Below are 25,882 nucleotides of genomic sequence, written 5' to 3'. Positions count from 1 at the left end.
TGACTAATGTAAGGAGGGGAATGAATGAAAATCATTGTTGGGATAACAGGAGCGACTGGAGCCATTTTTGGAATTAGGATTCTTCAGATGCTTAAAAGCAGTGAAGTTGAGACCCATTTAATCATGTCCCCGTGGGCACATGCCACCATTCAACATGAAACATCTTATTCTGTTAAAGACGTGGAGGGATTAGCTGATCATTCCTATTCCTACAAAGATCAAGCAGCAAGAATATCAAGTGGATCTTACCGGGTTGATGGCATGATCGTAGCACCTTGCAGTATGAAAACGCTAGCTTCCATTCGCATGGGACTAGCGGATAATTTATTAACGCGATCTGCTGATGTCATGTTGAAGGAAAGAAAAAAATTATTACTAATGACTAGAGAAACCCCTCTGAATACGATTCATTTGGAGAATATGACGGCGCTTTCCAAAATGGGGACCATTATATTCCCTCCGATGCCAGCCTTCTATAATCATCCTGAGAATGTTAACGATATCATTGACCATCTTGCTTATCGGGCGTTAGATCAATTTGAAATCGATACTCACGGTGCGAAACGGTGGGACGGAATGAAATATCGCACCAAAATATAACAGATTGCTAGTGAATTAAGGAAAAAGGTGAAAAAATGAATGGGGTGGAAATGCCAGTAGAGGTATTCGACTTGTTAAATGGTAAAGATCTTGTCGACAAGCAGCATGAAGCCATGATGCTGTTGACGGTAAGTGAAGAAGGATGGCCGCATACTGCTATGGTTAGCGTGGGTGAGATCGTAGCGATAAGCAGGAAGGAATTAAGGATTGGCCTATGGCCGGATACTTCGACTACAGCCAATGTCATTCGTACCCATAAAGCCACACTGGTTTTGTTTTGGAAAGGTAAAGCACAATATATTCGCCTTTCATTAGAGAGATTAAAAGAACTGCCAGATGCGCAATACAAAAGAGAAAGATTCCACGCCAAAATAATAGAGGCACGGGAGGATATGGCTAAATATGCTGAAATAACCTCTGGAATTAAAATCGACTTGAAAAACCCTAAAGAAGTTGTTGAACGATGGAGCGCTACCATAGAGGACCTCCTTCAATAAAATCCCAGTTACCGACTTTAAGACAATAAAGGATTCGAAATAATCAAATTATGATTGAAATAATTAGAACTTCATGTAAAATAAAATCGTTACATGTATTTATATCTTGCCTATTCATTAATCATTAAAAAATGCCCTTTTTTAATGAAAATTAATGAACTGACTGGCTATCTTAATTTCTCGATCAAGTTACCTTGATGTGAAGTTAAGATAGCTTTTTTTATTAAATAGCAGGATGGTTAATGTTAATAAATATGGAAATGGAGGAGTTGCTATGGAAATGTATGTAAAGGAATTGGGGGATCACAGAATCCAAATTGCTGATTATCCTGGAACGAAAGGGCCAATCATCGCCATACATGGTTTAACGGGTAATCATAAGCAAATGCATTATTATGCAGAAATGTTAAAGGGCGAGTACAGAGTCATTTCGATTGACTTGAGAGGGAGGGGGAATAGTTCAAGGGCAGATGTGCAGACTTCTCTATTCAAACATGCAGAAGATGTAATTGAGTTAATTCAAGAGTTAAAGATAAATAACCCGATTTTGATCGGGTATTCAATGGGAGCCTTCATCTCAAGCGTTGTAGCCAGCAAATTAACCTCGGTAAAGGCCCTGATATTATTGGATGGTGCGGCCAATTGCTCTCAACAACAAAGGGACATCGTACAACCTTCTCTAGGCCGATTAAGTAAAGAATATGAATCACAAGAAAGCTATATTGCAGAAATTAAGGAAATCTATAGCCGTTTGGGTATCAAATGGACGGATCACCTGCAAAGTGTGGCGGAGTATGAGGTTCATGAAGTGGATGGTTACTGGGAGAATAAATCATCAGAAGACAGCATTCTTAGAGATTTCGATAGTTTTTATTCTTTTGTCCCTAAAGAGATTTGTAGACAAATTTCCTGTAAAACGTTATTGGTGTATGCCAGTGGGAAAATAGGGGGATTTCCTCCTTTATTTTATGAAGAAGCCTATGCTGATACGAAGAAATATACGTCTGATATTGAAATGATCGTTTCTACATGTAATCACTATACAATGGTTTTTGAAAAAAGGGCGGAGATTAACGAAGGAATAAAATCTTTTTTAAAACGAATTTGATTTTTTGCAGTTATTTTAAAAAAAGATATTGAAATTAACAGAAAATAGTGTAATATTAAGAATATAAAATAAACTTAATTATTGCCTATTCATTAGCTATTAAAAAATAACCTTTTTTAATAACAACTAGTGAACAACTGGCTACCTTAAACACCTGCTGTCAATTATTGATAGTATGTTTAGGGTAGCCATTTTTGTCGTGATAATGTAAACGCTTAATGAATTTGGGGGTTTTATGGTTGAAAATCATTGATTTAACATTGGAACTTTACGATGGTCTAGTTACGGATAATGATTTACCTGCAATAGGCATTAAAGATGAACCTCTTGAACATCTTGAACATGAGGCACATCCTAAAGGCTGCCGTTCCAAGTTGATTTCTTTTTCTGATCATAGTGGGACACATGTCGATGTGCCTTCACATTACTTTGAAAACGGGGAGTCGGTTGAAAACATCAATCTGGAGAATATGTTTGGTGATGCCCTCATACTGGATGTAAGCATGTTAAAAGCGACACATGAACCGGTTACGAAAGCTTTACTTGAAGAGGCGGAACGCAGGCAGGGGGTGTATGTAGAAAAAAACGATATCGTCCTCATCAGGACATGGGGGAAATCATGGGGGGAAGAAGGCTTTTTTGAAGCGCAGGCATTAGATGATAGTGTGGCCCAATGGTTTATTGAAAAGCAAATACATATTGTCGGGTTGGATTTGCCCAATGCGGATTTGAACCAGGATTCAGAAAGCGGAATTCATCAAAAATTACTGAACAATGATATATATATCGTTGAAAATCTAGTGAATCTCGAAAAATTACCCAAGCATTCCCGTTTTCTTTTCTTCGGGATTCCTTTAAAGCTAAAAAATGCAACAGCTTCACCTATTAGAGCACTATCGATACTTGACTCTCAATTAATTTAAAGAGGTGCAGACGAATGAGCGAAGGATTATTGTATTTCAAGGAAGTTTATGATGTGGTACCAGGCTGGGTACAAAAAATGCACGATTATAGCCCTAATGCACTTGATCACTATACCAACTTGCGCAGTAACATCATGCAAGAGGGAGCCTTGACGAAGAAGGAGAAAGATATATTACTGGTCGGCATGAATGCTGCAAGGTTGTATGAACGGAGTATGGTTTACCATACAAAAGGGGCAATGGATGGTGGAGCAACATTACCGGAACTGGTGGAATATCTAATAGTTTCATACTTATATAACGGAACTAAGGCATTAAAAACTGGGATAAAGTCATTGGAATATGCCCTTGAACTTAAAGGGATTCGATATCCTGAAGGAAGTGGCCATAAAGAAACAACAGAAGAAATCCTGTTGTATATGATGGAGTTATTAGGTGATGAGGAAACGGGATTCGTCTCGAATGTTTTGAAACTGGTTAAATCGGAAGACCAAAACTCTCTTGAAGATTATATATTAAGTGATTCAGTGGTTTCAAAAAGGCTAAAACATCTTCTGATGACAGGAATATTCATTACAGAATTAAAAGGGGAACAGGTTGGGGAATGGATGGAGGCGGCAAGGTTAAATGGGGCCTCGGAAGAACAATTAGCTGAAGTGGGTCTGATTTGCTTATTGACGGCTGGAATACCTGCTTGGTTTGAGGCAAGTGATTCATTGATTGAAAATAAGTAACGTGAGATTGGTGGGGAAAACATGACGAAAGTACATCAAGATATAGAAGCAGCTTTATCTTGTGTGAAGAACGGTCATACATTAATGGTAGGTGGATTTGGCTTGATCGGTGCCCCTCTTACATTAATAGATGGTTTGGCCAAAAAGGATGTAGCAGGCTTGACGGTAATCAGCAACAATTTAGGCGAGAAAGGAAAAGGGCTGGGAGTTCTCCTAAGCCAGAAGAAAATAAAAAAAGCGATCGGTTCTTATTTTACAAGCAATCGTGAAATTGGGGAGTTTTACCAACGCGGGGAAATTGAATTAGAACTATTACCACAGGGGACATTAGCGGAATCCATTCGTGCTGGCGGTGCTGGCATAGGCGGTTACTATACGAAAACGGGTGTAGGGACCGATTTAGCTAAAGGAAAAGAAGAAAGGGAAATAAATGGGGCTACATATATTTTTGAACCTGCCATAAGAGCAAATGTAGCTTTAATTAGGGCATGGAAGGCAGATACACTTGGTAATCTTGTTTATTATAAAACGGCGCGAAACTTTAATCCGGGAATGGCAACAGCTGCAGATGTCGTAATTGTGGAAGTGGATGAGATAGTTCAACCTGGAGAACTCCCACCAGAGGAGATTGTAACACCGCATCTATTCGTCGATGGAATTATAAAGGCAAAGAAAATCCTGACGAAGGAAGGTGTCAAAGATTATGAGTGACAAAGAATTCATGCAAAATATGATAGCAAGACGCGCGGCAAAAGAATTGACGGGTCCTTGTATAGTGAACCTTGGAATCGGGATTCCGACCTTGGTTGCAAAGTACATTGATGATGAAAATGTTTTTTTCCATACGGAAAATGGATTATTGGGAGTTGCTGATGTAGAGGAAGATGAAATCGATCCCAATTTAGTTAATGCAGGCAAGTTACCAGTAGGGCAATCGATTGGGGCATCATTTTTTAATAGTGCAGAATCGTTTGCAATGATCCGTGGAGGTCACATTGATGTTGCCATCTTAGGTGTTTTGCAGGTAGGTCAAACCGGGGAAATTGCAAATTGGGCGGTACCAGGCAAGAATATCATGGGTGTTGGAGGAGCGATGGACCTGTTGGTTGGCGCCAAAAAAGTGATCGTGACCATGACACATACAAGTAAGGAAGGTAAAAGTAAAGTTTTAAAGAAATGCACCTACCCGATTACTTCCACTAGAAGCGTTGACATGATCATTACCGAGTTGGCTGTCTTTGAAGTTATTGACAAACAGTTGAAATTGATTGAATTGATGCCCGGTGTAACGATCGAAGAAGTAAGAGCAAAAACAGAAGCGGATTTTATCTATTAAATGTTAAAAAGGTGGATTAAATGAAAATACGTTCAGTAGAAGTATACATTATTGATTTACCCACAATTCGTCCTCACCAGCTTGCCATGCATACGATCGTGGAACAAACGATCATTCTTGCCCGTGTCATGGATGAAGAAGGCGCGGAAGGTTGGGCAGAGGTGGCGACAATAGGCGGTGCTTCATATGGTGAGGGGACGCCAGAGGCGATAAAAGTGAATATTGATACATATATCGCCCCGCTTATCATTGGTAAAAACCCCGTCCATTATGACAAAATCATGCATGAAGTTTCACTCAATGTTAGAGGAAATAATTTTGCGAAGGCTGTCGTTGAATCAGCCATGGTGGATTTGGTAGCCAGAAGGAGAAACATCCCTGCTTATGAATTATTCGGAGGACAAATTCATAAATCATTGCCGGTGGCATGGACATTGGCAAGTGGGGATACGAATAAAGATATCGAAGAAGCGAAAGAATCCTTACACCAAAAACGTCATAATATCTTTAAATTGAAAATTGGCAAAGGGAATCCATATAAGAATGTGGAGCATGTATTGAAAATTATTGAAGCCGTGGGAGATCAAGCACGCATTACGGTTGATGTTAATCAGGCATGGGATGAAACAACGGCTACGTATTGCATTGAAGCTTTACAGGAAGGCGGGGTTTCCATGGTCGAACAGCCGCTGCCAGCTTGGGATAATGAAGGGATGTCAAGATTGACGGATCGTTTTAAGGTCCCGATCATGGCCGATGAGTCATTGAATTCTTTACAAGATTCATTCCAAATAGCTAAACATAGAGCAGGTAATTCGTTCGCCTTGAAAATATGTAAACATGGCGGGATGACCCAAACGAAAAAAGTGGCTGCAATTGCTGAAGGTGTAGGTTTTGGTTTGTATGGAGGAACGATGATTGAATCATCATTAGGCACGGCCATTTGTGCACAACTTTATTCAACCATTCCCAAATTTGAATTCGGTACTGAATTATTCGGTCCGTTACTATTCAAAGAAAATATTACCCTAAACGAAATAAAATATGAGAATTATGAAATAATCATCCCGGATGGTCCAGGATTTGGCATGGAGATAGATATGGAAAAAGTAAAACATTTTTCAAGAGGTCTTTAATTAATATAAACTAGAAAGGGGATTATGGAAAACCCACTAGTTTATGCAAGTAATCTTGAGAGGATGTAGTTTTATATGGGACAGCCAACATTATTAATCACCGCCTATGCGAAGGCGCCGCAAAATACGAGCATGTATGAAAATTATAAATACGCTGGGATGGTATTGGAAATTCACAAGGAAAGTCACATCATCATTAATGCAGAATTTACGTTTTTAACAACTTTGGCCCAGGATTTTTTCAAGCGAATGATAGTTGGTTTTGATTTTAGTAAGGATATTGATTCTTTAATAGAGAATATTAAAACGGACTTTTTAGCTCCATCGCAGCAGTCGGTGATTGTTGCCCTGAAAATAGCTCACCAGAGATATAAGGATAGTTTAGAAGAAAGAAATAAAAATAGCAGGAGGTAGAAAATTGAGCAATGTAGTTATTATAGACTCGGTTCGCACCGCTATAGGGAAATTAGGGGGAGCATTGGAAAATGTTCCTGCCGATTTCCTGGCAGCTGCTGTCCTTGATGAAGTGATCAAGAGAGCGGATATTCCTAAAGAGAGTATTAATGAAGTGATTATGGGACAAGCCAAACAAAGTTCAGACGCTTCAAATTTGGCAAGAGTTGCATCACTCCGGGCAGGATTTCCTGTGGAAGTACCAGGTTATACCGTACACAGACAATGCGGATCCGGCATCCAGGCAATCAATTCTGCTAGTCAACAAATACAAAGCGGATTAGGAGATGTAATCATTGCGGGCGGAGCGGAATCAATGAGCACGGCCCCATACTATATGAGAAATATCCGTTTTGGATTGAAATCAGGGAATGGACAGTTATTGGACCCGAATACGGAAAGCCAGCCAGGTTCACAGCCCGTTGAAGATTACGGAATGTTAACGATGGGAATGACAGCAGAAAATCTCGCTGAAAAATACTCCATTTCAAGGACTGAACAAGATGAATTTGCTTTAAGGAGCCAAGAAAATGCAAGACGGGCAATTTCTACTGAAATATTCACGAAAGAAATCGTCCCCTATCAAATTAAAACGAAAAAAGGGTTATTGGAATTTAATGTGGATGAGCACCCAAGAGAAACCAGTCTGGAAAAGTTGGCAAGTTTAAAACCGGTTTTCAAGACAAATGGAACGGTGACCGCTGGAAATAGTAGTGGAAGAAATGATGGTGCATCCGCTCTGATACTTATGTCGGAAGAAGCAGCAAAAAGGCATGGTAAAAAGCCGAAAGCAAGAGTGATTGCTCAAGCGGCAGCAGGCGTATCACCGAATTACATGGGGCTGGGGCCTGTCAACTCCACCTTGAAAGCGCTTCAAATGTCAGGGTTGAAACTGAATGATATTGATTTAATAGAACTGAACGAAGCCTTTTCTGCGCAAGCTTTGGCAGTAATCAAAGAATTGAAACTTGATATGAATAAAGTGAATCCTAACGGCGGTGCCATTGCCATGGGACATCCAATTGGTGCCACTGGTGCAATTTTAGCAACCAAATTGATACATGAGTTAGAAAGAACGGGAAAAAGATATGGGCTAGTCACACTATGTATAGCAGGTGGATTAGGAATCAGTACCATCATTGAAAATCAACAAATATAAAAACTTTAAAAAAATTGGAGGAAGTATTATGAAGAATCAAAAAGTAATCGACGTTTATAATGGATTGGTAGTTAAATTCAAGGAATTAGTTAGTGAATATGAAATAGATCATAATGACTATCAAGCTCTTGTTGATTGGATGGATCAATTAGGCAGGGCAGGGGAAATTCCGTTATTTATGGATGTATTCTTTGAAACGCATGCACTTCAGGAAATGTATAAAAGCGTAAAAGGAACGGAACCTACTATTCTAGGACCATATTACATTGAAAATACGCCAGTCGTTCAAAATCCCGGAATGCTGCCACAACGAGAAAATGAACCAGGTGACGCCCTTTACTTCTCAGGATCTGTTAAAGATGTTAATGGAAATCCGTTGGCAAATACCAAAATCGATATGTGGCAGGCTGATGCAAATGGTGAATACTCCTATTTCGCTGAAGGTATTCCAAATGATAATTTGCGTGGTGTTTTTTATACAGATGCGAATGGTAATTTTGAAATAAAAACAGTTGTACCGGGTAATTATTCAATTCCAACAGATGGACCTTCCGGACAATTCTTAAAGTGGATTGATCATCATGCATTTCGTCCAGCACATTTACATCTCTTGTTCCAACCGGAAAATGGCGATAGATTAGTAACGCAAATATATTTTGAAGGCGATGAATATTTAGAAAACGATGTTGCACAAGGTGTTCGCGGAAGCTTAATTACGAAGTTAGATAAACATTCAGGTGCAGAAAAAGGATTGAAAAATGATTATTATACGGCTCATTTAGATTTTGAATTAAGATTACAAGATAAACCTGTTTTCAATAAACCTGTCGTGAAAAACTAATCATCGCTAAGAATATGAAGGCAAAGAATCTCGAAAAAAAGGGTAGTTACATCTGATCTTTTCAAAATTATTTTAGACTGGGAGACCCTAATAAATGGTGTCTAGTATGTAATGAAAATAAAAAAGATAGTTTGTTGAACAATTTCAATCTGGATTATCTGATTTTTCCGAATTTTTCCGAGTTCCTATTATGGAACTCGGAAAATAAATTCGTTACGGAAATTTTTTAAAATGATGGGAGGCGGAAAATGCGTAGTGTAATTGCTTCGGATATCATTGCTGTCAGTAAATTTAACCGCTTTCATTCACTTGTTTTTCTTTGGTGTTTTTATGCCATCGCTTTCGACGGGTATGAAATAGCGATGTACGGTGTGGGTTTGCCTTGGATGATGGAAGAGTGGGATTTAACTTCGATTCAGGCTGGGGCAGTCGGCAGTTATTCCTTATTCGGCATGATGATGGGCGCATTGATTTTAGCACCGATCGCAGATAAACATGGCCGGAAGAATGTTCTCGTCATTTGCATGATTTTGTTCAGCGTATTTACCTTGGGGGCAGGGATTGCACCCAACCTCACATGGTTTACCGTCATGCGTTTCATAGCGGCAATAGGCATGGGAGCTTTGATGCCGAATGTTATATCGCTAATGACTGAATATTCCCCAAAACAAAATCGGGCCATCATTGTAGCTGCGATGTATTGTGGCTATTCAATCGGCGGAATCCTGGCATCGTTAGTGGGAATGTATATCATTCCTTATACGGATTGGCGTGTATTATACTTTATTGGGATTTTGCCATTACTTACACTTCCAATATTCATGAAGCAGTTTCCTGAATCCCTTTCCTACTATCTAGCAAAAAAGGAATTTGGTAAGGTTGTTGAAATCCTTAATAAGGTCAAACCAGAAGGGGATTTTAAAGAAACTGACGATTTCAGGCTTAGTGAAGCTGAACAGAGGGGGAAAGGATCTCCAGTAAAAAAACTATTCACGAATAAACGGGCATTCAGCACGATTTCCATATGGATGGCTGTGTTCTGTACATTGATGATGGCTTACGGATTAAATACATGGCTTCCAAAAATGATGCAGGATTCAGGATTCAGTATCACCTCAAGCCTTTCATTTAACCTGGTTTTATGCCTTGGTCAAATAGGAGGCTCATTAATCGGCGGTTATTATGCGGGGAAAATTGGGCATCGCAAAATACTTGTTACACTATTCTTTTTAGGGGCCGTTACCTTTGTCGCATTGAGCGCTACGACTAATACCATCGGAGTATATTTACTTATTTTTATGGGGGGGGCATGTACTGTTGGTGCCATGAACTTAGCCAATCCCTATATCACAGAATATTACCCCCGTGAAATCCGTACGACGGGAATGGGCTATTCGCAAGCTATAGGCAGGATCGGCTCCATTCTCGCTCCTACTTTAATAGCCTTTCTTCTATCAACAGGCATGGATCCGAAGGTGGCTTTTGCTACATTTGCCCTGCCAAGTATCATCGCAGCGGTCGGTTATATTCTGGTCCAAGAAAAACATGGATCTTTTGACAGGGTAGTCAAGGAGGACACTGAAGAGGTAGAATCAGAGAAGACTGTAACTATTTAAAGAAATGATTCACAATTCGGAATAAAACCCCCTTGGTTGTTTAACTTTGCAACAAGGGGATCTGCAATTCAATGTTTATAGGGAAACTCAGATTGATAAGTGATTGCAGGAAACATATAGCATTTATGAAATTTCAATAAAATTTAGTAGAACGATGTACTAATGTTGGGCATTAGGTTAGGGGGAAAAATATTGAGCTCAGAATTAAAAGAAATAATAGACGATCGCACATCGGAACTGGTAACGGACGGATCAAAAAAAGGAAAACAGAAAACTGTTCGATGGTTCATCTTATTTCTAATTGCTTTAGTCACTTGTATTAATTACATCGACCGTGCCATCATTTCGCTTGCTGCTCCGAATATTCAAGCCGATTTACAAATAGATCCGGCTTTGATGGGAATCATATTTTCCGTATTTGGCTGGAGCTATACCTTCTCCATGCTATTCAGCGGCTACTTTCTTGATAGATTCGGTCCTAGAAAGGTATACACGGTTTCCCTCATTTTATGGTCTGTATTTACATTCATGGTAGGAAGCGCGAAAAATATATCGTCACTTATTACATATCGCATAGGGCTTGGTGCCTTTGAATCTCCTTCCATACCTACTAATGCCTGGTGTGTATCTGAGTGGTTTCCTAAAAAAGAACGTGCAACTGCTGTAGGGATTTATACGGGTACCCAATATATTGGGCTAGCCTTCCTGACTCCAGTTTTTACTTGGATCATCATAACCTTTGGCTGGAATTACCTGTTTTATATCGCCGGAATTATTGGGATTCTTATTGGATTTGTTTGGTATGGATTCTATCGGAACCCTAGGGAACATAAGCGGATTTCTCAGGAAGAGCTAAATTATATCAAAGAAGGCGGGGGAATGATCGGAACTGAAGAGAAGCATCCTTTCTCCTGGAAACGAATAGGCCAACTGCTTAAACACCGTCAAATTTGGGGAATGTTCATCGGGCAATTTTCGATTCAAACTACTTTGTTTTTCTTCATGACTTGGTTTCCATCCTATTTGATCGATGAAAAGGGAATGACGATGTTAAAAACCGGAATTTATGCGAGTATCCCTTACATTGTTGCCATATTAGGAACTCTGATTGGCGGCCGATGTTCCGATTGGATGCTGACTCGCGGTGTATCAACAGGATTGGCCCGTAAACTGCCCATTATTGTCGGATTGTTATTGTCTTGTTTGATTCTGGGGGGGAATTATACGGATTCACCAAACATAGTCATCACCTTTATGGCGATAGCATTCTTTGGACAGGGGATGGCATCAACAGTTACCGGTGCCCTTTTAGCTGATATTGCACCGAAAGGAATGGTAGGCCTAACGGGCTCCTCACTATATTTCGTAGCTAACATTGGCGGGGCATTATCTCCGTTAATCGTCGGTTTAATCATAAGTGCGACACATTCTTATGCAGCAGCGCTAACCTTCATATCCGTAGTGGCCCTAATTGGCGCTTTTGCATATATCTTTCTTATCGGAAAAGTCCAGCGTATAGAAATCACGATGAAAAACTAAATGGAGAAAGGCGGAATTAAATTGAAACTGAGTTTATGCACGACAGGATTTAAAGAATGGGACATAGAGGAAATAATAAATTGGCTCCTTCCGTTGCAAGCGGATGTTAAAGGACTTGAATTATGGAATAAACATATAGAACGATTTCAGGAGAAGCACGGACCACTGGACAAATTAGCCAAATTACTTGAAACCAATGATCTACAAATACCTTCCATTAGTGGATATACGACTTTTTCGAAACTCTGGAACCAAAAAGAACATCAAAATGAAATCAATCAAGCAAGAAAATTGTTAGATATGGCTCATCAATTAAACTGCCCATTAATACGGACGTTCGCAGGCCATATAGCTTCAAGGAATGCCTCACCAGAGCAATGGTCGGAAACGGCTACCGAATTAAATAAATTAGGGCAAATGGCAGATCTCTATGGAGTGGATGTAGCAATAGAAATTCACTATGACTCCTTTGCGGATAACCTCGAAGCCATTCAAAAGCTTCTAGAAGATATCGACCATCCACGGATAAAACTGATTTTCGATGGTGCTAACTTATACGTTGATCAATTGAATCCGAAAGAGGTATTGGAATCCATCTTCCCCCATGTCAGTCATGTACATTTAAAAAATTATCACTTCGATCATAAAGAGCGTTATAAAAACAAACCAGCACCCATTTTTAGTGGAGACGTTGACAATCTTCGCTTACTAGAAGAATTGAGAAAGCGAAATTATACTGGCTTTGTTTCTCTCGAGTATTTCGGTCAGGAAGGAATGCCTAACTTGCTTGCCTCATTAGAACAATGGAAACAACAACTGACATATTGATTGCTTCGCGTATTTTACATGAAGATATATGGGGGATTTCAACTTTTATTTAAATGATTCTATTCTCTTAATGAGCAGGATATCCCACCCTGGCAGTCGAACATCAAATAGTTAAAGAGCGGACTGATTAAAAGAAGCTGAATAGGAGGGTGAATATGCAGAATCATGAGCTGGAACAAGTCATAAAAAATGCGGACAGGGCCATAAATAATGAGGATTTCGATCATTTAATGGAGTTCTATTCAGAGGATGCGACTTTAGTTGTCAAACCTGGAACGGTCGCAAAAGGGAAAGATGAAATTCGCCGGGCATTCATAGCTATCGCTGAATACTTTAATCATAGTTTAATCGTCAATCAAGAAAAGATGGCAATAATCGAAACGGGTGATACGGCATTGGTTGTGGCACAAGCCCAGCTAAGTGCCAATCAAAAGGACGATTCCGAATTCTCGATGGAAAGAACAGCGACATATGTTTTTAAAAAGGATTCCAAGGGTACATGGCGCTGTATAATCGACAACTCTTATGGTGCTGAAATAATTAAGAATTGAAGTAATTAGCTGCCGTAAATGGTGGCTTTTTATTTTTTAAGAATAATCTTCTATCTCATTCTGGAAACAATTGACGACTCACCCCTTTTAGACTTGAAGTTCGATGCGGCAAGTGGAAGAATAATAATTTCCGATTGTGCCCATTAATAACAAAGACTACAATAAAAAAATAATGTACGACAAAACAAGAAGACGAGATCCTTAAGATATCGCCGTCTCATTTACCAGGGGTTAATATTCCTCAATGGTCGCTTATTTTAAAGCTGATAAACTTCTGCTCCATCATTTCCTGCATCGCATATTTGACGCCTTCCCGGCCAACACCGCTGTCTTTCCAGCCGCCATAAGGCATATTATCAATTCGATAAGTTGGGATATCATTGATTACGACTCCACCTGTTTCCAAGCGTTCCGCCGCATAAAAAGCTCGTTCTATACTCGGAGTCATCACTCCTGAGTTCAAGCCGTAACGCGAATCATTTGCATCATTGATGGCATCATCCAGCGTATCGAAAGGGAAAATGCAGACAATCGGACCAAATACTTCGAAACGAAATACCTTTGAGTCACGATTTACATTGGTTAAAACGGTAGGCAATAGTACATTGCCTTCCACTGTACCGCCGCACTCAATTTTTGCTCCTTCCTGTACTGCCTCATCAATCCAACTTTGTAACCGCTCCAATGATTTTTTTGAAATCACCGCTGTAATATTTGTATTTTCCTCGAGAGGTGAACCGATGACAAGCTGTTTTGTGGTACTGACGAAACGATCTAAAAATTGTTGGTATAGTGATTTGTGGACATAAATCCGTTGAATCGAGATACACACCTGCCCATTATTCGTAAATGCACCCATTACACTTCTTTGAATAATTTGATCGATGTCGACTCCTTCATCAATGATGAAAGGGGAATTGGACCCGAGTTCAAGTGTAAGCTTACGGAAGCCTGCCTGCTGCTGGATAAGGTGTCCGACCTCTACACTGCCTGTGAAAGTCACTTTTTTTACATGTGGATGGGTCGTCAAGGCTTCACTTAAAACATCGCCTTTGCCAGGTATGATGTTCAATACTCCATCTGGCAACCCGGCTTCTTTAAAAATATCGGCAAGAACCAGTGCGCTCAATGGGGTTTGTTCGGCAGGTTTTAACACAATCGAATTTCCAGCGGCAATAGCTGGACCCACTTTATGGGCAACCAGATTAAAGGGAAAGTTAAATGGGGTAATCGCGGTAACGACGCCAATCGGGGTGCGAACCGTGAAGCCAAAACGGTTTACCCCACCGACTGCCGCATCCATCGGGATCTGTTCTCCATAATTGTTCTTGGACGCTTCTGCAGCAAAACGATAGGTCTGAACCGTACGATTCATTTCTTCACGAGCATTTCGAATCGTTTTCGCCGCCTCCAGAGAAATGATTCTTGCAAGTTCTTCACTGCGTTCTTCCATGATTGCAGCAGCTTTAAATAAAATTTCTGCTCGTGCATGAGCCGGGTAGGATCGGTATTTCTGAAAAGCAGCATTTGCCTCCACAATCGCCTCAATGGCATCCGCTGGTTCAGCCTGTCCGATTTGTGCAATTTCTTCGTTTGAATGGGGGTTATATAATGGCTCATATGATTTAGCCTCCCGCCATTTACCACCGATCCACAATTGCCACTTTTTCTTCATCTGAAATCCCTCCAATAATATCCGCTTCTATAATTTACAAATATAATCACCTAATGTTTTCGAGAGCTTTACATTTTCCGAATAATCGACATCCACATCAATCAAGACAATTTCCTGACTCGAAAGCGCTTCTTCCAATGCAGGTAGCAATTCATCGGAGTGGGTTACTTTCACTCCTTTAACCCCAAAACTTTTTGCGAACCCTAAAAAGTCTGGATCTGTAAATTCAATGGCATTCGTACGATCAAATTTATTCAATTGCTTCCATTCAATTAGGCCGTATTTTGAATCATGGAAAATGACTATCACGAAGGCAAGACCTAGACGTTTTGCCGTTGCCAATTCAACTCCATTCATCAGGAATCCACCATCCCCTGTAACCGCAATGACAGGTTTATCAGGCTTTGCCAATTTGGCTGCAATTGCGCCAGGAATGGCAATTCCCATCGATGCAAAGCCATTAGAAATGATCGTATGATTAGGGATTTCCGGCTGATACATCCGGGCAATCCATAATTTATGGGCACCCACATCCGAAATGACAATGGCATTACCCTTTTCCGCCCTTTTCAAATCGGCAATGATTCGCTGAGGGATAATTGGGCTTCCTGATACATCATCCGAAGAATGAAATTTTTCAATGATTTGGGACCTTAACCTTTTCACTTCTGGCCAAAGTTCTTTTTTTGCTACACCAGTCGTCAAGGCTTCAAGTGCCTCGCTAACGTTCCCGACCAATTCTGCTTGAACGGGGTAATAGGCATCAATCTCGGCGGGTCGAGCATCAATATGAACAATCGGGTTCATTGCCTCATCGTTCCAATACTTTGGCAAATACTCGACGAAATCATAGCCGACGGTGATAATAAGATCGGCCAAATCAAATCCGCATAGAACATAATCCCTTGCTTGCATCCCTACTGTAAAAAGGGACAATGGATGGTCAGAAGGTAAAACTCCTTTGGCCATGAACGAATTCACAACGGGAATTTGCTTCTCTTCTGCAAATTTCCGCAAAACCTCAGAAGCTCCATCGCGGATCACGCCATTACCAGCTAAAATAATAGGCTTTTTAGCGCGATTTATTAATTCGACGGCTTTTTTGATTTCTTCCTCGGCTGGGCGGGATCTAGGCATTGGTGTAACCGGAAGAGGTTCCCCTTCTGTATCCATCATCGCCACATCTTCCGGAAGTTCTATATGAACAGCTCCCGGCTTTTCAATGACAGCCGTTTTAAATGCTTTACGGATAATTTCCGGAATCGTATGAGGCACCTTAATTTGTTGATTCCATTTCGTAACTTCCTCGAAAACGCCAATAATGTCCACATATTGATGCGACTCTTTATGAATGCGATCAAGGCCCGCCTGACCTGTAATCGCGACAACAGGGGAATAATCCAGATAAGCACTTCCTATCCCTGTCAATAAATTGGTTGCACCCGGTCCCAATGTGCCCAAGCAGACGCCTGGCTTTCCAGTTAGCCGGCCATAGATGTCTGCCATAAAAGCTGCAGCTTGTTCATGATGAACCAAGATAAATTCAATATCAGAGCTTATTAGAGAATCAATAAGATCCGTATTTTCCTCACCAGGTATCCCAAAAATAAACTGAACCCCTTCATTCTCTAAACATCTTACAAACAAATCAGATGCCTTCAAATTATTTCCTCCTCGACCATTTCAATTTCTTTCCTTATATGTTGGCTTTGCCCCCTAGAAATTATGTACTTGGGTGTATGAAAAACTATTTCGAGCATTTGCGGCTCTAAACTAGGAGGGGGAATATGGAAGTCGGATGGGTTTCGTGAAAAAAAAATTTCTGCAGTTTGATAAAAAGTGCTTAAGCATGGTATAAGTGTAAAGGAAGCAGGGACATTCTGCTTTTTAATTTTGGGATAAGGGGTTAGCCTGGTAACCCATAATGAAAGGATTGGAATTTGAATATGATAGATAATTTTTGGCGTGATCTACCACGACCTTTTTTTATACTGGCACCAATGGAAGATGTGACCGATGTAGTTTTTCGCCATGTAGTGAGTGAGGCAGCCAGACCTGATGTGTTTTTTACAGAGTTTACAAACACGGAGAGTTATTGTCACCCAGAGGGCATCCGCAGTGTACGTGGGCGTTTGACTTTTACAGAGGATGAACAACCAATTGTAGCCCATATATGGGGGGATAAGCCTGAATACTTTCGGCAAATGAGCATAGGTATGTCGAAACTAGGCTTTCGGGGTATTGATATCAATATGGGCTGTCCTGTACCTAATGTGACACAGAATGGGAAGGGAAGTGGCCTTATCCGTCGTCCAGAAGTTGCAGCAGAATTAATACAAGCAGCAAAAGCAGGAGGATTGCCCGTAAGTGTAAAGACAAGGCTTGGTTTCACGGATGTGGACGAATGGCACGACTGGCTAACACACATATTGAAACAAGACATTGTTAATCTCTCCATTCATCTGCGTACAAGAAAGGAAATGAGTAAAGTGGATGCTCATTGGGAACTAATCCCGGAGATTAAGAAACTTCGTGACCAGGTGGCACCAGATACGCTCTTAACGATCAATGGGGATATCCCTGACCGTCAAACTGGCTTAAAGCTCGCTCATCAATACGGTATTGATGGGGTTATGATTGGGCGTGGTATATTCAATAATCCATTTGCCTTTGAAAAAGAACCGAAGGATCATAGTAGTAAGGAATTGCTTGATCTCTTAAGGTTGCATCTGGATCTCCATGATAAATATTCAAAATTAGAGCTACGTTCATTCAAGGCTCTTCATCGCTTTTTTAAGATATATGTTCGTGGGTTTCGAGGGGCAAGTGAATTAAGAGTTCAATTAATGAACACAGAGTCAACAGATGAAGCGCGTGCATTGCTCGAAAACTTTGGGTCAAACAATCTTGATGGGATGGGGGAACAGTAGAATTGTCCCCATTCAAGGTAAAAGCGTAGTAGGACGTTAAACAACTGTACCCCAAAAGATTTTTTACTAAGCTGTTAATTGAATTATGTGAAGGCGGTATTGAACCGCACTCATTCCCACCAATTTTTGCTTTCTATGTTTGTTATTATAGTAATCTATATTGGGTTTTAAATTGGCAAATAAAAAGCATGTAAACTCTTCAATATTTTAGATATACAAGTTAAAAACAAAGATAAACGGGACCCAAGGCTCAAATCCTTTAAATTAAAGGGGTTTGGGTCTTTTTATTTTGGCTTACTGGATGCGTTTTGAAATAATAGTGATTTGCTCACATTTTTTGCTAAAGGGGACTTCTTAGGGCCGTTGTAGAAAATATCAGCCACTTCATCATCTTGGTTTGGCTTCATATGGGCGTAATGCTCTCCCTCCAAGTAATCAGTTTAATCTAAAAATATCATTTTGTGTTTTAGTACTAAGTGGCGCTTATTTTTTTATTAAAGTGTGAATTAAACGGCTTGACAATATACCCCTATAGGTATAATATGAACTCACGAGTTATCAATGAATAAATTCACGAGTAAAATGCCCAGACTCACGAGTAAAACGTGCAAATTCATGAGTAAAACGCTCAAACTCACGAGTAAAGCACGCAAATTCAAGAGAAAATGAACAAATTCACAATAATTGCTTGGAGAAGTGACCTTGGGTCTGAGCTTCTTAATCGGAAATGGAATTAATGTAATCAGTTATGATATTAACGATTGTAAATAGATGGGGGGCGGAGTATGGAGTATGATAAAAGTGTCATTAATCGCTTGAAGCGGATTGAAGGACAAATCAAGGGTGTTCTTGGAATGATGGAGCAGGGAAAAGATTGCAGGGAAATCGTCACTCAGTTGTCGGCTGCGCGAAGTGCCATCGATAGGACCATGGGTGTTATCGTAAGTGCCAATCTTGAGCAATGCGTTCGGGAAAACGTCGAGAATGGAGAGGGGACTGATCATCTAGTCAAGGAAGCGGTTAATTTACTGATAAAAAGCAGGTAAAAGAATTGACCTGAACTGTAGAAAAAGGAGTGTTATTCATGTCTTATATTTTACAAGTGGATTTTAAAATGGAGGGACCTTTCGGCAACAAAATGGTAAAAGAATTTACAGATTTAGCAAAAAGCATTAATGATGAAGAAGGCTTGATCTGGAAGATTTGGACCGAAGACAGTGAGGCAAAGAAAGCAGGCGGCATTTATCTGTTTGAAACGAAGGAATGCGCATGTAAGTACTTGACGATGCATACAGCTCGGTTAAATGGGTTTGGTATAGAGAAGGTTAATGGAAAAATTTTCGAAGTGAATGAAGGTTTGACTTCAATCAATCATGGACCAAGCAAATAAAGATAACCATTTATTTTAGTGAAGTGGGTTGACGCACTATATTTTTAGCATAATATATACCCCACTGGGTATAAAGGTGTAAAAATGAAATTTCTATCAGGGGGAAGCATAATGACTGAAAAGAAAAAAACGACGATCATTTTATTTAGTGGTGATTATGATAAGGCAATGGCTGCTTATATCATTGCAAATGGGGCGGCGGCTTACGATCATGAAGTGACCATCTTCCATACATTCTGGGGATTGAATGCTTTAAGGAAGGATGAGCCGATTTCATTAAAAAAAGGATTTCTTGAAAAAATGTTTGCGAAAATGATGCCGCGTGGTTCTGATAAAATGGGTCTATCAAACATGAACTTTGCTGGGATGGGACCTAAAATGATCAAACATGTGATGAAAAAGCATAACGCCATGTCACTCCCAAATTTAATTGAGTTGGCTCAGGAACAGGAAATCAAACTTATAGCCTGTACGATGACAATGGATTTATTGGGTTTACAGCAAGAGGAATTATTGGATGGAATTGAGTATGCAGGTGTTGCTGCTTATTTAGCTGAAGCAGAGGATGGAAATGTAAACTTATTTATATAAATTTGGGTACCGGAGGGATGGGTCCATTGGGAACTATATTTAATCTCATCATATTAGGTTTCATTGTTTGGTTTTTATATCAGCGCTTTGTCCCTGTAAAGGGGATAAAAAATATAAATGCGGCAGAGCTAAAAGCTGTGTTGAAAAATAGAGGAAATAAGCAATTGATTGATGTCCGTACTCCTAATGAATATCGGAGCAATCACATAAAGGACTTTAAAAACATTCCTTTAAACGAACTTGGCAAAAGGGCACAGGAACTGTCAAAAGACAAAGAAGTGATTGTAATCTGCCAAAGCGGGATGAGGAGCAGTAATGCGTGTAAAGCATTGAAAAAACTTGGATTTAAAGAAGTCACCAACGTAAAAGGCGGCATGAGTTCTTGGCGCGAATAAAAGGAGGTTCTTATAAAGATGAAAAAAATTTTACCGAATGAAGTGAACGCATTATTGAAGGGGAACTCCCCAGTCCACATCATTGATGTACGGGAAGCGGATGAAGTAAAAACAGGGAAAATACCAAATGCTGTGAACATCCCGTTGGGTCTGGTGGAATTTAGAATGCAGGACTTGGATAAATCAAAAGAGTATATCATGGTTTGCCGGTCAGGGGGCAGAAGTTCAAGGGCAGCACAGTTACTTGAGGATCATGGATATACAGTGTTGAACATGATAGGTGGTATGAATGAATGGGAAGGTCCCACAGAAAAATTTTAAATTTGAATATACCCCCATCCCTATAAAAGACACAGGAGGAACTAAAAATGATTAAAACAAATTCTGTTTTGGATGCTAAAGGTTTAGCTTGTCCAATGCCAATCGTAAAAACGAAAAAAGCCATGAATGGCCTGGAAGCGGGGGAAGTACTCGAAGTTCAAGCAACTGATAAAGGGTCAACCGCCGATATGAAAGCCTGGGCGGAAAGTTCAGGTCACCAATACTTGGGTACGGTTGAAGAAGGAACGACACTAAAACATTATCTTCGGAAAGCAAGCGGAGAAGAAACAGAAGTGAAGAAGCATGAAAAAACCATTTTCAATGAAGAACTTCTACAAGTAATGGAAGAAAATAGAAATATGGTCATTCTGGACGTACGAGAATCCGCAGAATATGCTTTTAATCACATTCCAGGAGCAAGATCCCTTCCAATGGGGGAATTGGAACAACGTATGGGTGAACTGGATATAGAGTCAGAGATTTTCGTGATTTGCCGTACAGGCAGCCGGAGTGATCTTGCTGCACAAAAACTGACCAGTGCTGGATTTGAACAGGTATTCAATGTTGTACCCGGCATGAGCCAATGGAACGGTCCTTCCCAAAAATCTGTGAATGAATGAAAACTATAAAATGGAGGAATAGATCATGACTAAAAAAGTAGCCATAATCGCAAGTAATGGTGGCTTATTTGATGCATATAAAGTGTTTAACATCGCAACGGCAGCGGCAGCAACAGATCAAGAAGTGGCCATTTTCTTTACTTTCGAAGGTTTGAACTTAATTCATAAAGACGCGAATGGAAAACTTCCTCTGCCTGAGGGTAAGGAGCATTTTGCCGAAGGGTTTAAAAAGGCCAATGTTCCTTCCATTCCTGAGTTAGTTACTATGGCACAGGAAATGGACGTCAAGTTTATTGGGTGTCAAATGACCATGGACGTATTGGGCATGGAAAAAGAAGCTTTCGTTGGTGGTATCGAAGTAGGTGGAGCAGTCACATTTTTGGAGTTCGCGAAAGATGCTGATGTTACATTAACCTTTTAATGAAGGAAAAATTTTTTGAAAACATTAATACTATAGGGGGTATCCGATATGGCGTTTAAGCAAATGACAGCCGCTGAAGTTTCAAAGAAAGTAATCAATAAAACCGACTTATTTATTTTTGATGTTCGAAATGAAAGTGACTTTAATGATTGGAAAATTGAAGGGCGGAATTTCGAATTCCTTAATATCCCTTACTTTGATCTACTGGATGGCGTGGAAGAAATTCTCGATCAAATCCCGGCCAATAAAGAAATCCTGGTAGTATGTGCAAAGGAAGGCTCATCCGTCATGGTTGCTGAAATGTTATCTGAAGCTGGATTGGATGTTTTTTATTTAAAGGGCGGCATGAAAGCATGGAGTGAACACTTGGAACCAGTGAGGATAGGCGAATTGACAAATGGCGCCGAAATTTATCAATTTGTTCGACTTGGTAAAGGCTGTTTATCTTACATGGTCGTTTCCAATGGGGAAGCAGCCGTTATTGATTCCACAAGAATGATAGATGCCTATCTTGATTTCGCAGATGATATCGGGGTGAAGATTACACATGTTCTGGATACGCACTTACATGCCGATCATATTTCAGGTGGAAGAAGAATCGCGGAAGTAACAAATGCAGCTTACTGGCTGCCCCCAAAGGATGCGGCTGAGGTAACTTTTGAATATCAGCCGTTAGAAAGCGGGAAAGTGATAACGATCGGTCATACAGCGATTGATATCCAAGCATTATACTCCCCGGGACATACCATTGGGTCGACTTCATTTGTGGTGGATCAAAAATACTTGCTAAGCGGGGATATACTATTCATCGATTCCATTGGCAGACCGGACCTAGCTGGTTTGGCTGAGGATTGGGTAGGGGACTTGAGAGAAACACTGTATACACGTTATAAAGAATTATCAGAAGAGTTAATTGTATTGCCATCACATTTCATGATCATTGATGAATTGAATGAAGATGGAAGCGTCGCTAAAAAGTTGGGTTCGCTATTTGCTGAAAATCACGGATTGAATATAGCAGATGAAACGGAATTCAGAGAGCTGGTAACAGGTAATTTACCGCCTCAGCCAAACGCCTATCAAGAAATTCGCGAAACCAATATGGGGAAAATCGAACCCGATAATGAAAAACAGCGCGAAATGGAAATTGGACCAAATCGCTGTGCGGTTCGCTAATATCGATAAAAATAGAAACCAAGAAAATAGGAGAGATGAAATATGAATGCAGATAAAGTGCTAGATGCTAAGGGACTTGCATGTCCAATGCCGATCGTCAAAACGAGAAAAGCGATGAATGATTTGCAAACCGGGCAAGTGCTGGAAATACATGTAACCGATAAAGGAGCTAAAGCAGACTTAGCCGCGTGGTCAAAATCCGGTGGACATGAACTGATGGAAACAGCAGAAGAAAATGATATACTGAAATTTTGGATCAGAAAAGGTTGATAAAGAGAGGGGAACCATTTGGTTTCCCTTCTTTTAAGGGAGGCACTTAAAATGGATATAACCTTTATCATTACCATCTTTTTGATTGGTTTTATAGGTTCATACGTTTCAGGGATGCTCGGCATCGGCGGTTCGATAATAAATTATCCAATGCTGCTGTTTATTCCCCCAATCTTCGGTTTAGCGGCATTTAGTGCCCATGATGTGACAGGCATTAGCGCTGTACAAGTCTTATTCGCTTCCATCGGAGGTATATGGAGCTATCGTAAGAGCGGACATTTAAATAAAACGCTAATTCTCTACATGGGGATCAGTGTGTTGATCGGAAGCGTGGTTGGAAGTTTTGGATCACAATCGATGTCGGAAAACGGAGTGAATATCGTCTATGGCATTTTGGCGTTGATAGCGGCTGTCATGATGTTCATTCCGAAGAAAGGGATAGATGACATTCCTGTAGAGCAAGTTACCTTTAACAAATGGCTTGCGGCCATCCTGGCATTAATCGTTGGTTTAGGCGCCGGGATAGTCGGTGCCGGAGGGGGCTTTCTATTAGTTCCCATCATGCTTATCGTTTTAAGAATTCCAACAAGGGTCACGATTGCTTCTTCATTGGCCATTACTTTCATTTCATCCGTTGGTGCAACAGCAGGGAAAATCTCAACCGGTCAAGTTGACTTCTATCCGGCGTTGATCATGGTTGTAGCTAGCTTAATAGCATCTCCGCTTGGGGCAATGGCCGGTAAAAAAATGAATGTAAAAGTACTGCAAGTCATACTGGCTCTATTGATTTTAGCCACGGCTGTAAAAACTTGGGCGGGGATCATGTCTTGAGTTTTGACACAGAAGGGAGCAGTTGTGAGAAGTTCTATCGTTAAAGAAGTGTTCACAATAGGCCACACTAATAGTTCCTTTTCCGCCATCACTTTTTTTCTTATCTTGTACGGACTTCTGTTAATAGAAAAAGCTGACTGTTGAAAGTCAGCTTTTTCCTTATGCGGCCGTTTATAAATAATTAAAAGATTACCGCTAAAATAAACCAAACAATCATCAATAATTGAATTAATACTTTGGCTAAACTGCCGCCTAAAAAACCGATGATAGTTGCAAACCCAACTTTAGCAGCCTTCATTATATCTTTTTGAATGATTAATTCCGAAACGAGGACTGCTAAAAATGGTACGAGAATTATTCCAAAAGGAGGAAAGACAAATGAACCAACAATCGTGGCAATAGCTGCTATTGTCTCGGATGTTTTTGACCCCCCATACTTTTTAACAAAATAACTGTTTGCGATAATGTCTGCCGCGATTAATACACCGCTCAACACAACCATACTGATCCAGAACCATAACGATAACTCATCAGGATTAACCAGGAATTGATAAACTGCAAATCCTCCCCAAATGGCAACAACCGAAGGAATAATAGGATAGACAATTCCTACAAAACTTAAAGCAAATAAGACGATCGTTAACCCCCACCATAAAATATCCAATGAAACTCCACCTTTTCATACTTACTTTTTCATATATCTATTAAATTATATTTCTATTTAGGGACAAACACCATTTATTCTTTTCTTGTATATTCGAATCCCGCACAGGTCATCAAATACCAAAGGCTCAAATCCTTGATATTTGGGCCTTTCTTTATTTTGTCTAACGGGAGGCGTTTAGATCATGATTATGTCATTACTTACTTCCCATATACTTTATACCAAAAAATTCACCTCATAGATGTTGGATTAATATTAGATTTTCAAGCGGTTGTTTCTTTCTTGGAAGAACTTTCTATATTATACTCCCAAAAAAATGATTCCTTATTATTGCAACAATCTTTACGAATGCAGCTTTCATTAACATTAGATGTATAATGTGTATAAATGGACTAAGTTTATGATGAAATAAAAATATTTCTCAATTTGCCAATAAGAACTTGTTGATGAATCTTTATATTAACACTTTAACTAGGGTTTTTTTCGGCAACCTTTTTCTTATTCAAAAAACTGGGCAGGTTAGTTGAAGCTTATTTTCATTGACATTTATAAGCCATTTTCATATAAAGATGTTGTAATATTAAGGGAAAAGTAGGAGGTTGAGAAGTTGAAAACTTTTGATTTAAAATCAGGAACAAAAGTAGTAATAGACGAAAGTAGAATAGTAATAGAAAGAACAGGTGGAAAAAGTGCAATGAAGGGTTTATTTGCAGGGCGAGCAATGGGGCAAATGACCATAAAAACGTCAGCAGTGACTGGGTTAATTCACTTTGTTGACTTTTTAATGATTTGTGCTTCTGGCCTCCCGACTCCGAATGATTTTAAATTATCCAGCGTAGCAGAGATAAAACAATACCCTAACTGTATTGTGGCAAAAGAAAGTGAATTAGAAGAGTTATATCAATTTCTCAATGGATTTATTAAATAATGATTGCATAAAAGCCTTAACCTTTAGAGGTTTCCCTATAGGGAACAAAAAAACACAAAGAAAGCAGTTGATCTCATCTAAGAAATACAACTGCTATTAGCTTTTGAAACAGTTATTTACGGTAGTTAAAATACAATTGGTTATCATTTGAGAGCAAATAATAAGATTGAAGCTGTCTTTAAGGCAGCTTTTTACTTGTGTGCCAGGCATGGCATCTATCTAGGTGGTGAAAGTCCACTGTGGGGGTACACATCGACCAACCACTAAGGAAGCGCAAGGTACTTATCGTGAGGTAAGGGCTGGAGGAAGCGTGGAATAAAATCTTGGCTCGACGAACAGGAATAGGAAT

At 39.9% G+C, this 25,882-nt stretch carries 30 protein-coding genes; 27 read left to right on the top strand and 3 right to left on the bottom strand.

Annotated features, from left to right (window positions below):
• Positions 1-24 precede the first annotated feature (24 nt).
• The 15 genes from AC1DIV_RS25285 to AC1DIV_RS25215 all read left to right on the top strand — a co-directional run bounded on the left by AC1DIV_RS25285 (position 25) and on the right by AC1DIV_RS25215 (position 13,321).
• Entirely contained in the window at positions 25-600 is a 576-nt protein-coding gene (locus AC1DIV_RS25285; RefSeq protein ID WP_127776796.1) for a non-oxidative hydroxyarylic acid decarboxylases subunit B, read from the top strand.
• Between the two features lie 35 nt (positions 601-635).
• Positions 636-1,097, top strand: a complete 462-nt coding sequence (locus tag AC1DIV_RS25280) for a pyridoxamine 5'-phosphate oxidase family protein (protein WP_340876040.1) — start codon at positions 636-638, stop codon at positions 1,095-1,097.
• Between the two features lie 274 nt (positions 1,098-1,371).
• Positions 1,372-2,205, top strand: coding sequence for an alpha/beta hydrolase (locus tag AC1DIV_RS25275; protein WP_477577663.1), 834 nt, complete (start codon positions 1,372-1,374; stop codon positions 2,203-2,205).
• Positions 2,206-2,444: 239 nt separating this feature from the next.
• Positions 2,445-3,128 carry a cyclase family protein gene (locus tag AC1DIV_RS25270; protein ID WP_477577661.1) on the top strand — a complete coding sequence of 228 codons (684 nt, stop codon included), beginning with the start codon at positions 2,445-2,447 and terminating at the stop codon, positions 3,126-3,128.
• A 14-nt stretch (positions 3,129-3,142) separates the two neighbouring features.
• Positions 3,143-3,862 (top strand): carboxymuconolactone decarboxylase family protein, encoded by a 720-nt coding sequence (locus AC1DIV_RS25265; RefSeq protein WP_477577659.1) that lies wholly within the window; start codon positions 3,143-3,145, stop codon positions 3,860-3,862.
• Between the two features lie 21 nt (positions 3,863-3,883).
• A complete protein-coding gene (locus tag AC1DIV_RS25260) occupies positions 3,884-4,573 on the top strand; it encodes a CoA transferase subunit A (RefSeq protein WP_477577657.1) in 690 nt (229 codons plus the stop codon).
• Positions 4,566-5,198: a 3-oxoacid CoA-transferase subunit B gene (locus AC1DIV_RS25255; RefSeq protein ID WP_251542177.1), complete on the top strand. Its 633-nt coding sequence runs from the start codon at positions 4,566-4,568 to the stop codon at positions 5,196-5,198. The genes AC1DIV_RS25260 and AC1DIV_RS25255 overlap by 8 nt, the downstream gene beginning before the upstream one ends.
• Before the next feature lie 20 nt (positions 5,199-5,218).
• Positions 5,219-6,334, top strand: coding sequence for a muconate cycloisomerase family protein (locus tag AC1DIV_RS25250; RefSeq protein WP_318290875.1), 1,116 nt, complete (start codon positions 5,219-5,221; stop codon positions 6,332-6,334).
• Between the two features lie 75 nt (positions 6,335-6,409).
• Positions 6,410-6,748: a DUF3870 domain-containing protein gene (locus tag AC1DIV_RS25245; RefSeq protein ID WP_048687694.1), complete on the top strand. Its 339-nt coding sequence runs from the start codon at positions 6,410-6,412 to the stop codon at positions 6,746-6,748.
• Between the two features lie 4 nt (positions 6,749-6,752).
• Complete coding sequence (locus tag AC1DIV_RS25240; protein ID WP_477577655.1) at positions 6,753-7,946, top strand: thiolase family protein; 1,194 nt, start codon at positions 6,753-6,755, stop codon at positions 7,944-7,946.
• Between the two features lie 28 nt (positions 7,947-7,974).
• On the top strand, positions 7,975-8,787 hold the full coding sequence (locus AC1DIV_RS25235) for a dioxygenase family protein (protein ID WP_340876049.1): 813 nt from the start codon (positions 7,975-7,977) through the stop codon (positions 8,785-8,787).
• 248 nt (positions 8,788-9,035) lie between these two features.
• Entirely contained in the window at positions 9,036-10,403 is a 1,368-nt protein-coding gene (locus AC1DIV_RS25230) for an MFS transporter (RefSeq protein ID WP_340876050.1), read from the top strand.
• A gap of 192 nt (positions 10,404-10,595) precedes the next feature.
• Positions 10,596-11,942: an MFS transporter gene (locus AC1DIV_RS25225; protein WP_340876052.1), complete on the top strand. Its 1,347-nt coding sequence runs from the start codon at positions 10,596-10,598 to the stop codon at positions 11,940-11,942.
• Between the two features lie 21 nt (positions 11,943-11,963).
• Positions 11,964-12,770, top strand: coding sequence for a sugar phosphate isomerase/epimerase family protein (locus AC1DIV_RS25220; protein ID WP_065421209.1), 807 nt, complete (start codon positions 11,964-11,966; stop codon positions 12,768-12,770).
• 155 nt (positions 12,771-12,925) lie between these two features.
• Positions 12,926-13,321, top strand: coding sequence for a YybH family protein (locus AC1DIV_RS25215; RefSeq protein ID WP_421162171.1), 396 nt, complete (start codon positions 12,926-12,928; stop codon positions 13,319-13,321).
• A gap of 241 nt (positions 13,322-13,562) precedes the next feature.
• Here AC1DIV_RS25215 and AC1DIV_RS25210 read toward each other — a convergent pair whose 3' ends face one another.
• Positions 13,563-14,996, bottom strand: coding sequence for an aldehyde dehydrogenase family protein (locus tag AC1DIV_RS25210; protein ID WP_477577653.1), 1,434 nt, complete (start codon positions 14,994-14,996; stop codon positions 13,563-13,565).
• A gap of 27 nt (positions 14,997-15,023) precedes the next feature.
• Positions 15,024-16,658, bottom strand: coding sequence for an acetolactate synthase large subunit (locus AC1DIV_RS25205; RefSeq protein ID WP_318290883.1), 1,635 nt, complete (start codon positions 16,656-16,658; stop codon positions 15,024-15,026).
• 284 nt (positions 16,659-16,942) lie between these two features.
• Here AC1DIV_RS25205 and AC1DIV_RS25200 point away from each other — a divergent pair, with 284 nt between their 5' ends.
• The 11 genes from AC1DIV_RS25200 (at position 16,943) to AC1DIV_RS25150 (ending at position 23,941) form a co-directional block, all read left to right on the top strand.
• A complete protein-coding gene (locus AC1DIV_RS25200) occupies positions 16,943-17,926 on the top strand; it encodes a tRNA dihydrouridine synthase (RefSeq protein ID WP_340878502.1) in 984 nt (327 codons plus the stop codon).
• Between the two features lie 785 nt (positions 17,927-18,711).
• Complete coding sequence (locus tag AC1DIV_RS25195; protein ID WP_034312817.1) at positions 18,712-18,972, top strand: metal-sensitive transcriptional regulator; 261 nt, start codon at positions 18,712-18,714, stop codon at positions 18,970-18,972.
• A 38-nt stretch (positions 18,973-19,010) separates the two neighbouring features.
• The gene (locus AC1DIV_RS25190; RefSeq protein ID WP_340876055.1) at positions 19,011-19,316 is read left to right on the top strand and encodes a monooxygenase; all 306 of its coding nucleotides are present in this window, start codon (positions 19,011-19,013) and stop codon (positions 19,314-19,316) included.
• A 111-nt stretch (positions 19,317-19,427) separates the two neighbouring features.
• The gene (locus AC1DIV_RS25185) at positions 19,428-19,907 is read left to right on the top strand and encodes a DsrE/DsrF/DrsH-like family protein (RefSeq protein ID WP_048687705.1); all 480 of its coding nucleotides are present in this window, start codon (positions 19,428-19,430) and stop codon (positions 19,905-19,907) included.
• A gap of 26 nt (positions 19,908-19,933) precedes the next feature.
• Positions 19,934-20,302 carry a rhodanese-like domain-containing protein gene (locus tag AC1DIV_RS25180; RefSeq protein WP_340876058.1) on the top strand — a complete coding sequence of 123 codons (369 nt, stop codon included), beginning with the start codon at positions 19,934-19,936 and terminating at the stop codon, positions 20,300-20,302.
• A gap of 18 nt (positions 20,303-20,320) precedes the next feature.
• On the top strand, positions 20,321-20,623 hold the full coding sequence (locus AC1DIV_RS25175) for a rhodanese-like domain-containing protein (protein ID WP_048687706.1): 303 nt from the start codon (positions 20,321-20,323) through the stop codon (positions 20,621-20,623).
• A gap of 47 nt (positions 20,624-20,670) precedes the next feature.
• Positions 20,671-21,243, top strand: a complete 573-nt coding sequence (locus AC1DIV_RS25170; protein WP_340876060.1) for a sulfurtransferase TusA family protein — start codon at positions 20,671-20,673, stop codon at positions 21,241-21,243.
• 25 nt (positions 21,244-21,268) lie between these two features.
• The gene (locus AC1DIV_RS25165; protein WP_340876062.1) at positions 21,269-21,664 is read left to right on the top strand and encodes a DsrE/DsrF/DrsH-like family protein; all 396 of its coding nucleotides are present in this window, start codon (positions 21,269-21,271) and stop codon (positions 21,662-21,664) included.
• A gap of 48 nt (positions 21,665-21,712) precedes the next feature.
• Positions 21,713-22,840, top strand: a complete 1,128-nt coding sequence (locus AC1DIV_RS25160; RefSeq protein ID WP_323598106.1) for an MBL fold metallo-hydrolase — start codon at positions 21,713-21,715, stop codon at positions 22,838-22,840.
• Positions 22,841-22,882: 42 nt separating this feature from the next.
• The gene (locus tag AC1DIV_RS25155; protein ID WP_034312794.1) at positions 22,883-23,110 is read left to right on the top strand and encodes a sulfurtransferase TusA family protein; all 228 of its coding nucleotides are present in this window, start codon (positions 22,883-22,885) and stop codon (positions 23,108-23,110) included.
• A 51-nt stretch (positions 23,111-23,161) separates the two neighbouring features.
• Positions 23,162-23,941 carry a sulfite exporter TauE/SafE family protein gene (locus AC1DIV_RS25150; RefSeq protein ID WP_323598104.1) on the top strand — a complete coding sequence of 260 codons (780 nt, stop codon included), beginning with the start codon at positions 23,162-23,164 and terminating at the stop codon, positions 23,939-23,941.
• Positions 23,942-24,122: 181 nt separating this feature from the next.
• Here AC1DIV_RS25150 and AC1DIV_RS25145 read toward each other — a convergent pair whose 3' ends face one another.
• Positions 24,123-24,605, bottom strand: coding sequence for a DUF456 domain-containing protein (locus AC1DIV_RS25145; protein ID WP_318290892.1), 483 nt, complete (start codon positions 24,603-24,605; stop codon positions 24,123-24,125).
• A gap of 607 nt (positions 24,606-25,212) precedes the next feature.
• Between AC1DIV_RS25145 and AC1DIV_RS25140 the strand changes: the two genes are divergently transcribed.
• Positions 25,213-25,533, top strand: a complete 321-nt coding sequence (locus tag AC1DIV_RS25140) for a hypothetical protein (protein WP_340876063.1) — start codon at positions 25,213-25,215, stop codon at positions 25,531-25,533.
• Positions 25,534-25,882 lie beyond the last annotated feature (349 nt).

The organism is Peribacillus sp. 05N428, from assembly GCF_056397085.1.
The sequence above is the reverse complement of the archived record's forward strand: the minus strand, read 5'-3'. Positions and strand labels throughout refer to the sequence as shown.

What these genes read in the sequence shown, in the direction of transcription:
- AC1DIV_RS25265 (WP_477577659.1), top strand. Translation starts at nt 3,143, where the DNA reads ATGAGCGAAGGATTATTGTATTTCAAGGAAGTTTATGATGTGGTACCA.
- AC1DIV_RS25275 (WP_477577663.1), top strand. Translation starts at nt 1,372, where the DNA reads ATGGAAATGTATGTAAAGGAATTGGGGGATCACAGAATCCAAATTGCT.
- AC1DIV_RS25255 (WP_251542177.1), top strand. Translation starts at nt 4,566, where the DNA reads ATGAGTGACAAAGAATTCATGCAAAATATGATAGCAAGACGCGCGGCA.
- AC1DIV_RS25280 (WP_340876040.1), top strand. Translation starts at nt 636, where the DNA reads ATGAATGGGGTGGAAATGCCAGTAGAGGTATTCGACTTGTTAAATGGT.
- AC1DIV_RS25210 (WP_477577653.1), bottom strand. Translation starts at nt 14,996, where the DNA reads ATGAAGAAAAAGTGGCAATTGTGGATCGGTGGTAAATGGCGGGAGGCT.
- AC1DIV_RS25285 (WP_127776796.1), top strand. Translation starts at nt 25, where the DNA reads ATGAAAATCATTGTTGGGATAACAGGAGCGACTGGAGCCATTTTTGGA.
- AC1DIV_RS25235 (WP_340876049.1), top strand. Translation starts at nt 7,975, where the DNA reads ATGAAGAATCAAAAAGTAATCGACGTTTATAATGGATTGGTAGTTAAA.
- AC1DIV_RS25150 (WP_323598104.1), top strand. Translation starts at nt 23,162, where the DNA reads ATGGATATAACCTTTATCATTACCATCTTTTTGATTGGTTTTATAGGT.
- AC1DIV_RS25260 (WP_477577657.1), top strand. Translation starts at nt 3,884, where the DNA reads ATGACGAAAGTACATCAAGATATAGAAGCAGCTTTATCTTGTGTGAAG.
- AC1DIV_RS25170 (WP_340876060.1), top strand. Translation starts at nt 20,671, where the DNA reads ATGATTAAAACAAATTCTGTTTTGGATGCTAAAGGTTTAGCTTGTCCA.
- AC1DIV_RS25195 (WP_034312817.1), top strand. Translation starts at nt 18,712, where the DNA reads ATGGAGTATGATAAAAGTGTCATTAATCGCTTGAAGCGGATTGAAGGA.
- AC1DIV_RS25230 (WP_340876050.1), top strand. Translation starts at nt 9,036, where the DNA reads ATGCGTAGTGTAATTGCTTCGGATATCATTGCTGTCAGTAAATTTAAC.
- AC1DIV_RS25155 (WP_034312794.1), top strand. Translation starts at nt 22,883, where the DNA reads ATGAATGCAGATAAAGTGCTAGATGCTAAGGGACTTGCATGTCCAATG.
- AC1DIV_RS25185 (WP_048687705.1), top strand. Translation starts at nt 19,428, where the DNA reads ATGACTGAAAAGAAAAAAACGACGATCATTTTATTTAGTGGTGATTAT.
- AC1DIV_RS25250 (WP_318290875.1), top strand. Translation starts at nt 5,219, where the DNA reads ATGAAAATACGTTCAGTAGAAGTATACATTATTGATTTACCCACAATT.
- AC1DIV_RS25190 (WP_340876055.1), top strand. Translation starts at nt 19,011, where the DNA reads ATGTCTTATATTTTACAAGTGGATTTTAAAATGGAGGGACCTTTCGGC.
- AC1DIV_RS25160 (WP_323598106.1), top strand. Translation starts at nt 21,713, where the DNA reads ATGGCGTTTAAGCAAATGACAGCCGCTGAAGTTTCAAAGAAAGTAATC.
- AC1DIV_RS25245 (WP_048687694.1), top strand. Translation starts at nt 6,410, where the DNA reads ATGGGACAGCCAACATTATTAATCACCGCCTATGCGAAGGCGCCGCAA.
- AC1DIV_RS25165 (WP_340876062.1), top strand. Translation starts at nt 21,269, where the DNA reads ATGACTAAAAAAGTAGCCATAATCGCAAGTAATGGTGGCTTATTTGAT.
- AC1DIV_RS25200 (WP_340878502.1), top strand. Translation starts at nt 16,943, where the DNA reads ATGATAGATAATTTTTGGCGTGATCTACCACGACCTTTTTTTATACTG.
- AC1DIV_RS25215 (WP_421162171.1), top strand. Translation starts at nt 12,926, where the DNA reads ATGCAGAATCATGAGCTGGAACAAGTCATAAAAAATGCGGACAGGGCC.
- AC1DIV_RS25175 (WP_048687706.1), top strand. Translation starts at nt 20,321, where the DNA reads ATGAAAAAAATTTTACCGAATGAAGTGAACGCATTATTGAAGGGGAAC.